The 7,989-nt window shown below is 69.1% G+C and carries 10 protein-coding genes; 3 read left to right on the plus strand and 7 right to left on the minus strand.

Features of this window, described 5'->3' with window-relative positions:
* Nucleotides 1-140: 140 nt before the first annotated feature.
* Together AB0K09_RS25745 and AB0K09_RS25750 are read right to left on the minus strand one after the other, a co-directional pair.
* The gene (locus AB0K09_RS25745) at nucleotides 141-419 is read right to left on the minus strand and encodes a hypothetical protein (RefSeq protein ID WP_366067766.1); all 279 of its coding nucleotides are present in this window, start codon (nucleotides 417-419) and stop codon (nucleotides 141-143) included.
* A 93-nt stretch (nucleotides 420-512) separates the two neighbouring features.
* Nucleotides 513-1,001 carry a toxin glutamine deamidase domain-containing protein gene (locus AB0K09_RS25750; protein ID WP_366067767.1) on the minus strand — a complete coding sequence of 163 codons (489 nt, stop codon included), beginning with the start codon at nucleotides 999-1,001 and terminating at the stop codon, nucleotides 513-515.
* Nucleotides 1,002-1,636: 635 nt separating this feature from the next.
* Between AB0K09_RS25750 and AB0K09_RS25755 the strand changes: the two genes are divergently transcribed.
* A complete protein-coding gene (locus AB0K09_RS25755; RefSeq protein ID WP_366067768.1) occupies nucleotides 1,637-1,921 on the plus strand; it encodes a hypothetical protein in 285 nt (94 codons plus the stop codon).
* Here the strand turns inward: AB0K09_RS25755 and AB0K09_RS25760 are convergent.
* The 3 genes from AB0K09_RS25760 to AB0K09_RS25770 form a co-directional block, all read right to left on the minus strand.
* Nucleotides 1,905-3,236 carry an MFS transporter gene (locus AB0K09_RS25760; protein ID WP_366067770.1) on the minus strand — a complete coding sequence of 444 codons (1,332 nt, stop codon included), beginning with the start codon at nucleotides 3,234-3,236 and terminating at the stop codon, nucleotides 1,905-1,907. The genes AB0K09_RS25755 and AB0K09_RS25760 overlap by 17 nt on opposite strands.
* Complete coding sequence (locus AB0K09_RS25765) at nucleotides 3,230-4,519, minus strand: radical SAM protein (protein ID WP_366067771.1); 1,290 nt, start codon at nucleotides 4,517-4,519, stop codon at nucleotides 3,230-3,232. Before AB0K09_RS25765 ends, AB0K09_RS25760 begins: the two co-directional genes overlap by 7 nt.
* A 449-nt stretch (nucleotides 4,520-4,968) precedes the next feature.
* Complete coding sequence (locus AB0K09_RS25770; RefSeq protein ID WP_366067775.1) at nucleotides 4,969-5,328, minus strand: peptidoglycan-binding domain-containing protein; 360 nt, start codon at nucleotides 5,326-5,328, stop codon at nucleotides 4,969-4,971.
* 137 nt (nucleotides 5,329-5,465) lie between these two features.
* Between AB0K09_RS25770 and AB0K09_RS25775 the strand changes: the two genes are divergently transcribed.
* Both AB0K09_RS25775 and AB0K09_RS25780 read left to right on the plus strand, forming a co-directional pair.
* On the plus strand, nucleotides 5,466-6,527 hold the full coding sequence (locus AB0K09_RS25775; protein ID WP_366067772.1) for a winged helix-turn-helix domain-containing protein: 1,062 nt from the start codon (nucleotides 5,466-5,468) through the stop codon (nucleotides 6,525-6,527).
* A complete protein-coding gene (locus AB0K09_RS25780) occupies nucleotides 6,488-7,198 on the plus strand; it encodes an RraA family protein (protein ID WP_366067773.1) in 711 nt (236 codons plus the stop codon). Before AB0K09_RS25775 ends, AB0K09_RS25780 begins: the two co-directional genes overlap by 40 nt.
* Here the strand turns inward: AB0K09_RS25780 and AB0K09_RS25785 are convergent.
* Both AB0K09_RS25785 and AB0K09_RS25790 read right to left on the minus strand, forming a co-directional pair.
* A complete protein-coding gene (locus tag AB0K09_RS25785) occupies nucleotides 7,166-7,384 on the minus strand; it encodes a DUF397 domain-containing protein (protein WP_366067776.1) in 219 nt (72 codons plus the stop codon). The genes AB0K09_RS25780 and AB0K09_RS25785 overlap by 33 nt on opposite strands.
* The coding region (locus AB0K09_RS25790) for a DUF5753 domain-containing protein (RefSeq protein ID WP_366067774.1) at nucleotides 7,384-7,989 on the minus strand (606 nt) is incomplete at its 5' end. The genes AB0K09_RS25785 and AB0K09_RS25790, both read right to left, overlap by 1 nt.

Consider the following 7,989-nt stretch of genomic DNA (forward strand, 5'->3'; position numbering starts at 1 on the left):
CGTGATCCGGTCGAAGGATTTCCCGCCCTTGCGCAGCGGCCGGTGCGCGTCGTGGATGCGGGCGGGCCCGTCCAGCGTGATGTCGAATTTGACGACCCCACTCCTGGGAGCCGGGGACCGCAGCCGTCAGGGGAACGCGCTCAGATCAGGCCGCGGGCCATGAAGTCATGAGCCTCCTCCCAAGAGAGGAAGTCGCACTCCCCCGTGTTGAGGTCGACACGGATCGGCATATTTCCACCGAGCCGGTTGTCTTCATCACCGTGGTCAAGGAATTCAACCGTGTCGTAGGGGGCGATGAACCGGTCTCCTTCGACGAAGCAGTACTCCAGATCGAGCCGCACGTTGATGGACCCCCACGCCTGGCTCCGCTCGGCCAGGAACCTCTCGGCTCGTTCCTGGGCTTCCTTGCGATCGAGCATGTCAGTTCACCTTCATGAGGTAGCAGATCCGCCGCTCCGGATCAGCGACGAATAGGTGGTGCCCGGCTTCCAGGACACCGGGCACCACAGCCATCAGAAATCCACGCCTTTAGAACAGCCCGCGATCCCTGAGATCATTGCTCTGCTCGGCCAGGTACCTCTCGGCCAGTTCTTGAGCTTCCTTACGATGGAGCATGTCAGTTGGTCCTCATGAGGTAGTAGGTTCCATCGTGGATTGGCTGAATTGGCCCGCCCTTGCTGAAAGTCGAGGAAGACCACCTTGCCGTCGACGTTCACTACGTTGAAGTAGTGACCAATCTCGTCACTCCGGCGCGGGAACGCGCCGACGATCCCCCGAGCCCCAGGACCCCACCTCAGCACCTCCCTGACGATGGGGTCCAGTCCCCCCTTCCGGACGAACGGCCGCCCAGTCAGCGCTGCAAGGTCGCCAGGGGACATAAGGTGCCTGGCCCCAGGTACGGCGTTGGGGTTCCTGCCTGTCATGAGGTCATCGCCAGCCTTGGCGCACAGACCACAGTTCTCCTGCCCCCCGTCAGGGTTGATGCGTTCCTTTGACGGCATATGCTCGGGTGTGTAGTAGGGGAGCCCGAACTGGGTTTCGTTCCTGCCTCCGTAGTAGCGCCCACCTGTCGGTGGGGTGGCCGCGTCTTTCTTCCACCCTCGCAGCCCGCCGAGCCCCGTGGCAGCGATTTGCGCCGCAAGATCATCGGCAGCCCGACTGTAGGTGTCGTAGAGCGCCTCACAGCCTTGGTCGCGGAAACATCTCCGCTGCGCGGTAGAGCCGGTAGGCCGGGCGGACAGGAAGGTACTTGTCGACCAATCCACCTGCTGCGCGAAGGCTGTTGACGTCACAGACAGCCGGACTGGTTTGTCTGGGGGCTGGCGCAGCTCGGCGCGGACGGTGTGGTGATGGGCGGGCTGGACGCCGCGTCGGTCGGTGAGACGGTGACCAAGGCCCGGCCGGAGGTGATCGTGCACCAGGCGACCGCGATCCGGTGAGCAACCCCGACCATCTCGGGCACGTGGGTCCCGTGGCGGATGCCTGGGCGGTCCTACGCGAAACGCAGCAGCCCGCACCACGGGCCGCCCGGGGTCCCCGCGGTGCGAGACTGGCAGGGGGAGCCTCTGAAAGGGGGCGGCCATGGATCGTTCAGACGCGACACAGCCCCAGTGGGACGTACCAGCGGGTAGCGGGGGTGGTTCCGTTCACCCCGACGCACACGGCCCCCGCCGAGGGCCTGGAATTCTGGCGAACTCCCAAGCTCAACGAAACGCTGGGCCCGATGGACGCGTCGCTGTTCCAGGACGGCCGGGTCCAGGGTTCCGGCACCACGACGGACACCGACACCAACCCGGGCGGCAGCACCAGGACGGGTCCGTACACGCTGAGCGGACAGATCAAGGACGGCACGACCGGCTCCCCCTCGTACACCATGACCCTGACGCTGGACGCCCAGTACAACCTCACGGGCGCGCGTTAGCCCTTGCCGGTGGAGGCGTCGGAGCGACGGCGGACGCCGGCCCCGCCGGGCGCAGGCCCACCAGGGCCCACAGACCCGTCAGCACCGTGCACACCCCGCCCGTCAGCAGGATCGTGTCGAGCCTGCCGAACTCCAGCCCCGCCCACCGGCCGTGGAAGCCGTCGAGCACCGTCCCGGCCAGCACGCCGGACAGGCCCAGGGCCGCGAGCGACGCGAGCTGGGCGACCGGGTCGAAGACCGACATCATGCGCCCCAGGTGGTCCCGCGGCGCCTGCTGGACGATCAAGGGCGAGGCGACCGCGTTGAGCGCGCCCAGTGCCAGGCCGAACAGCACCGAGACCACCGCCGCCACCAGGATGGCGGTGGCCCGCGAATAGACGATCAGGAGCAGGCCGAAGAGCAGCAGCGAGCCCTGGAAGACCCGGGTGTGCCCGGCACGGTCGCCGAGCCGACCGCCGGCCAGCGCGCCGGCGATCGTGCCGGCCCCGAAGAGTGCCTCCAGGGTGCCGAACCAGCTCGGCGAGGCGTGCAGGTTCTCGGGGACGAAGTACACCTCCAGGGCGTTCAGCGCACCCGTGCCCGCCGCCATCAGCACGGCGGCGACCAGCACGCCCCGCAGGACGCGGTTGCCGAAGAGCAGCCGCGCCGAGGCACGGAACTCGCACCACAGACCGGCGCGTCCACGCGGCTTCGCCTCCGTCGCAGGCCCGGGCCCGGAGGCCCGGTGCGTCACGCCGCGGATGGCCGCGTAGGAGACGAGGAAGGACAGCGCGTCGAAGGCCAGGACCCACCGCACGCCCGCCGTCATCACCAGCGGCGCCGCCACCGCCGGGCCGGCGATCGACGCCAGCGCGGAAGCGCTCTGCGTGTAGCTGAAGGCTCGGCCGTGCTGCTCGGCCGGCACCACGTCGCTGATGACGACGAACCGCGACGAGCGGAAGAACTGCGCGGCCGCGCTGGTCAGCGCCACCGCCACCCCGATGCACAGCAGCAGCGCGACGGCCGGCACCGAACCGGCCGGCAGGAACGCGGCCGCCGCCACGGCCCCGACGACGGCGAAGCGGAAGAGCTCGGACCGCAGCATGGTCCGCTTCTTCTCCCACCGGTCCACGAGGGTGCCCGCCACGGGCGCGACCGCAATGGTCGCGACCGACACCGTCATCAGCAGCACCGCCGTCACCGTCGGCGCGTACGCCTTGCCGCGCAGCACCTCCGTACTCACCCACAGCAGCACGGCCGTGTCGAAGGCGTAGTCGCCGACGAGCGACAGGGCCTGCCCCAGCCAGAGCCGGCGGAAGTCCCGGTTGATCAGCATGCCGCTGGGGTCAGGCCGTTCATCTCGGCCACGAGGTCGAACCGCTCCTGGAGGGTGAACTTGTACGGCGGACAGGCCGCGTTGCCCTCACGCCACTGCTTGGGGCACGCCCCGCCGCAGACCGGGAAGAAGTAGCAGGAGTGGCAGGGGGTCTCCCCCGCCGCCACCGCGTCGTGCCAGTCGTCGAACGGGCCGGCCGGGCGCGGCGCGCCCACCGGGATCGACGCGATCGGCCCGAGCCCGCCGTCCGCCTCGTGCTGCGGCACCAGCGGGTACTCCGAGCAGGAGAACAGCGCGCCGCTGCTGCTGTGGATCTCCACCGAGCGGGAGACGGCCGCGCACAGCACTTCTTCCGGGGCGATCGGCAGAGCGGTGAAGCGCAGGCCGAGACGGTGCATGCGCCGCATCCACTCGACCTCGTGCCGCCCGTACTCGCGCCGGTCGAGCTCGACCTGCGACACGTCGTTCCCCCAGGAATACACCGGGGCGAGATTGAAAATGACCTGTTCGTCGGCGAATCCGAGAGCGGCCATCGTGTCCAGGTATTCACCGACCCACTCGACGTTGGCCACGTCGATGTTCGTGCGCAGCACGAAAGCGACCCCGGCCAGCTCCTCGTCCTTCAGCGCCTCGGCCAGAACGTGCGTGATCCGGTCGAAGGATTTCCCGCCCTTGCGCAGCGGCCGGTGCGCGTCGTGGATGCGGGCGGGCCCGTCCAGCGTGATGTCGAATTTGACGATCCCACATTCCTTGTGCAGGATCCGCAGCTTTTCCCCGGTCAGCAGCGTGCCGTTGGTGACCATACGGGCCACGTATTCCACGCCCCGCTCCCGCGCGGCGGCGGTGAAGCGGGCGCTCAGGTCGCGGACCATCGGATAGCCGATCATCGGCTCCGCGCCGAACCAGCTCACGGTCACGGCACGCGTGCCGGGCGCCTCGATGCCGGCCAGCACCCGCCGGGCGACGGCGTCGCGGTGCCGGGCGGAGAGCCCGCCGCGGGTGTGCTCCTGACCGCAGTAGGCACAGCCCATGTTGCAGTAGGTGGTGGGCAGCAGCACATAGCGCAGCCTGCTGCGATCCGCCGACGCGGTGCGCTGCCGCGCGAGGACGGTACCCAGTTCGGCATCGTCGCCGGGGTCGTCGGCGACGACCGCCTCGATCTCCCTCAGCTCTTGGAGCAGTTCGGGGTCGATCCCGTCCAGCCGCCCCTCGGCCAGCCGCAGCCCCGCCTCCTCCGGGACACAGACCATCGACGCGGTGCGGGTGGCGTACAGTATGCGCACACGCTGCGTGCCCTGGTGGAGATACGCACGATCGCTGATACGCACATAACTGCTGACGCGTTCCGCTGGCATGGGCGCTCCCGGGCCGGATTTCCTACCGCGCGGCGGCGACGCGCCGCGCGGTAAGTCGTGCAGGAGAGTACGGGGATCAACAACCGCTTCCGCACACGCCGTTCTTCTGCGACATCGCCAGTTCGTTCTCGGAATTGGTGGTCGTCAGCCTGATCAAGACGAACCCCCCTCTCGTAATGGCTCGGAATCCGTTACGGAAGCCGGCCGGACGGTCCGGCGAACAGATATTCCATCCGCCCTCCGAAAGCGTCAAGTCCGGTGCACAAATAACGTCGGGCGCTCCGCTTCGGGCCCCGCCGGTGGCGGGCGCGGGGCGAAAGAGTCGCCGGCGTCCCGTGACGGGACGCCGGCGACTGCCGATGAAAGGTCAGGCCTGCTCAGCCGCTGCGCAGCGCCGGCCAGGTGTTCTTGCCAACCTCGCCGTCGACCGCCAGACCGCCGTACCAGGCCTGGAAGTCCCGGACCGCGTTGTACGTCGCGGGCCCGAAGTCGCCGTCGATCCCGGAAGGACCGACGTCGAATCCCCAGCCGATCAGGAGGCACTGGACCTCTCTGACCCTGTCCCCCGTGTCGCCCCGCCTGGTGACCTTGGTGCCGCTGTAGTAACCGCAGCTACTGGAGAGGGACACGGCGTGCTGCCGGGTGGTGTCGGCAGGCGTCATCGCCTGCGCGGAGCCGACCGAGAGTCCGGCCAGTACAGCCGCGGCGGCCACCGCCACGGCGGCCTTCTTGCGCATGAGCACGGTGTTCTCCTTCGTCGGAACGTCGACTGCGAAGTCGTGCCGGTCGTGCCGGAAAGAGTCTGTCGAGCCCTTCACCCTGCCTGCTACATGTGTGCGCCCAGGCGCAAATTCGCTGATCAGAAGGGCAGGCGATGCTGAGGATCCATTTCACGGGCGAGGATCTGGCGCGAACCGTCTTCGCCGAGGAACCCGATCCCATGTGGGAGATGCTGATCAGCCTGAACCGGCTGCGGCGCGGCGACTCCTCGGTGCTGTTCGGTGCGTGGCGGCGCCAGGCGCTGGCCCGGGTGCCGCCGTCGACGCGGCTGCTCACGGCGCTGGCCCCGGTCACCGGGTATGCCGTCGACTTCCTCAACGCCGCCTTCGGACGCGGGCTGGACGAGCAGACCGAGGCGCTGCGCGCCGTGCCCCGAGAGCGCGTGCTCAAGGACCTGGAGACGTTCAACCGGCTGAACCCCGGCCGCCGGCTTCCTCCCTGGGCAGCCGAACTCGCCGACGGCCGGTCCAGGATGCCGGGCCGCCTGGCGGACGCGGCGGTCGACTACATCGACAGTTGCGTAGCCCCGTACTGGCAGCACATCCAGGGTCAGGTGAGCCGGGAACGGGCACAGCGCAGCACCCTGCTCGCACGCGGCGGCTGGTCGGCCGTCTTCGCCACACTGCACCCGTCGGCCCGCTGGCACCACCCGGTCCTGGAACTGGACTACTCGACCGACCAGGACCTGCATCTGGAGGGGCGCGGTCTCGTCCTTCAGCCGTCCGTCTTCTGCCGGAACCGCGTGACGGGCTTCGCCGACCCCGACCTGCCACCCGTCCTCGTGTACCCGATCGAACCCGAACTCGGCTGGGCCGACCCGGAACAGCGCGCCGGACAGCACCGCTCCGTCGCCAGACTCATCGGCAAGGCCCGTGCCGACCTGCTGAGCGCCACCGCCGACGGCCCGGCCACCACGAGCGAACTCGCCCGCAGGGTCCGCGTCACCCCTTCCACGGCAAGCCGCCACCTCACTGCCCTGCGCGAAGCCGGCCTCGTCTCGCGACGGCGCTACCGCAATGCCACGCTGCACACCATCACCCCCATGGGGGTGGCGCTCCTCGACGGCCGCCTCCCTAAACTGCTGCACACCCACGGGCGGCAGCGAGAGGACACGGCATGGACCAGCAGGAGCTCCGGCAACGGTTCGCGAACCTGACCACGGCCCACGTCGCGGACGCGTGCGTCCGCGCCCGCGTCCCCGTGCGGTGCGCGCCGGCGGCGATGACGGCCGTCGTGCCGGACGCCGGCCGCGTGGCCGGGCGGGTGTGCCCCGTGCGGCACGTCGGCAGTGTCGACATCTTCCTGGAGGCGTACGAGGGGGCTGCGCCCGGCGACGTACTCGTCGTGGACAACGACGGCCGGCTCGACGAGGCGTGCGTCGGCGACCTCGCCGTGCTCGAAGCTCAAGCCGCAGGGCTGAGCGGCATCGTGATCTGGGGTCTCCACCGGGACACGGCCGACATCCGCGCCATCGGGCTGCCCGTCTTCAGCGTCGGGTCCCTCCCGACGGGTCCGCTGCGGCTGGACGACCGGCCGAAGGACGCGCTGGAATCGGCCCGGGTCGGCGACTGGACGGTCGGCCGCGAGGACGTCGTCCTCGGCGACGACGACGGCGTGCTCTTCGTTCCGGCGGCGGCGGTCGGTCAGCTCCTGACGCTGGCCGAGACCATCCGCGACACGGAGCGCCGCCAGGCGGCGCGGATCCGTGCGGGCGAGTCACTGCGCGAGCAGGTCGGTTTCGGCGCCTACCTGGAACGGCGCCGCGAGCAGCCGACCCTGACGTTCCGTGAGCACCTACGCGCCGTGGGCGGCGCGATCGAGGAGTGAGGAGCAGACGAACCGCGTCCAGGCGGTGGGCGGGAAGTGCAGGACGGGGCCGTCGGGGTTCTTGCTGTCGCGAACGGGGACGGCTCCGCCGGTGGGTATGAGGGCGGGGGCCCATTCGAGGCAGTTGCCGCCGTTGGTGCTGTAGCTGCTCTTCCTCCAGGCGACGGGCCGCTCGCTTCCACTGATCACTGGCCTAGCTCCTTCAGATGGGTACCGATCAGGTCAGCGGACGCCTTGGGCGACAACGCCATAGCGCTGAGCAGATCATAGGCATGATCTGCGGCAGTCACCTCGCTCGCCTCAAGAGCAAGCCTGCCTTTGGGGAAGCCCTCCACGTAGAGCACGTCTGCCCCCTTGTCGAAGCTCAGGACTGTGAACGCTCCAGACAGCCCCGGGTGCGAAGCCACGCTTCGGGGTACTACCTGAACCACTGTGCGCGGCTCCTCGCCCTCCTTCAACAGGTGTTCGAGCTGGGAGCGCATGACAGCAGTGCCGCCAATGTGCCGCAGTAGTACGTACTCGTCCACCACGAACCATGTGCGCGGCCTCGACTCACGGTCGAAGACGTCCTTGCGCGACATGCGCGCGGCCACCAAGTCCTCCAGGCTGTCCGGCCTGACCGCAGCAAGCATTGCTCGTGCATAGTCCTCTGTCTGAAGCAACCCAGGGATGATCTGGCTCTCGAAGACCCGCATGGAGACGGCCTGCTGCTCCAGTTCAACGAAGGGCAGGAACCAGCTCGGGTACGCGAACCTGATCACCAGCGGATGCAGCCGCATGAAGTGCCCACC

Origin of the sequence: Streptomyces sp. NPDC049577 (assembly GCF_040675635.1) — a bacterium.
GTDB lineage: Bacteria > Actinomycetota > Actinomycetes > Streptomycetales > Streptomycetaceae > Streptomyces.

What these genes read in the sequence shown, in the direction of transcription:
- AB0K09_RS25745 (WP_366067766.1), bottom strand. Translation starts at nt 419, where the DNA reads ATGCTCGATCGCAAGGAAGCCCAGGAACGAGCCGAGAGGTTCCTGGCC.
- AB0K09_RS25750 (WP_366067767.1), bottom strand. Translation starts at nt 1,001, where the DNA reads ATGCCGTCAAAGGAACGCATCAACCCTGACGGGGGGCAGGAGAACTGT.
- AB0K09_RS25760 (WP_366067770.1), bottom strand. Translation starts at nt 3,236, where the DNA reads ATGCTGATCAACCGGGACTTCCGCCGGCTCTGGCTGGGGCAGGCCCTG.
- AB0K09_RS25770 (WP_366067775.1), bottom strand. Translation starts at nt 5,328, where the DNA reads ATGCGCAAGAAGGCCGCCGTGGCGGTGGCCGCCGCGGCTGTACTGGCC.
- AB0K09_RS25775 (WP_366067772.1), top strand. Translation starts at nt 5,466, where the DNA reads ATGCTGAGGATCCATTTCACGGGCGAGGATCTGGCGCGAACCGTCTTC.
- AB0K09_RS25780 (WP_366067773.1), top strand. Translation starts at nt 6,488, where the DNA reads ATGGACCAGCAGGAGCTCCGGCAACGGTTCGCGAACCTGACCACGGCC.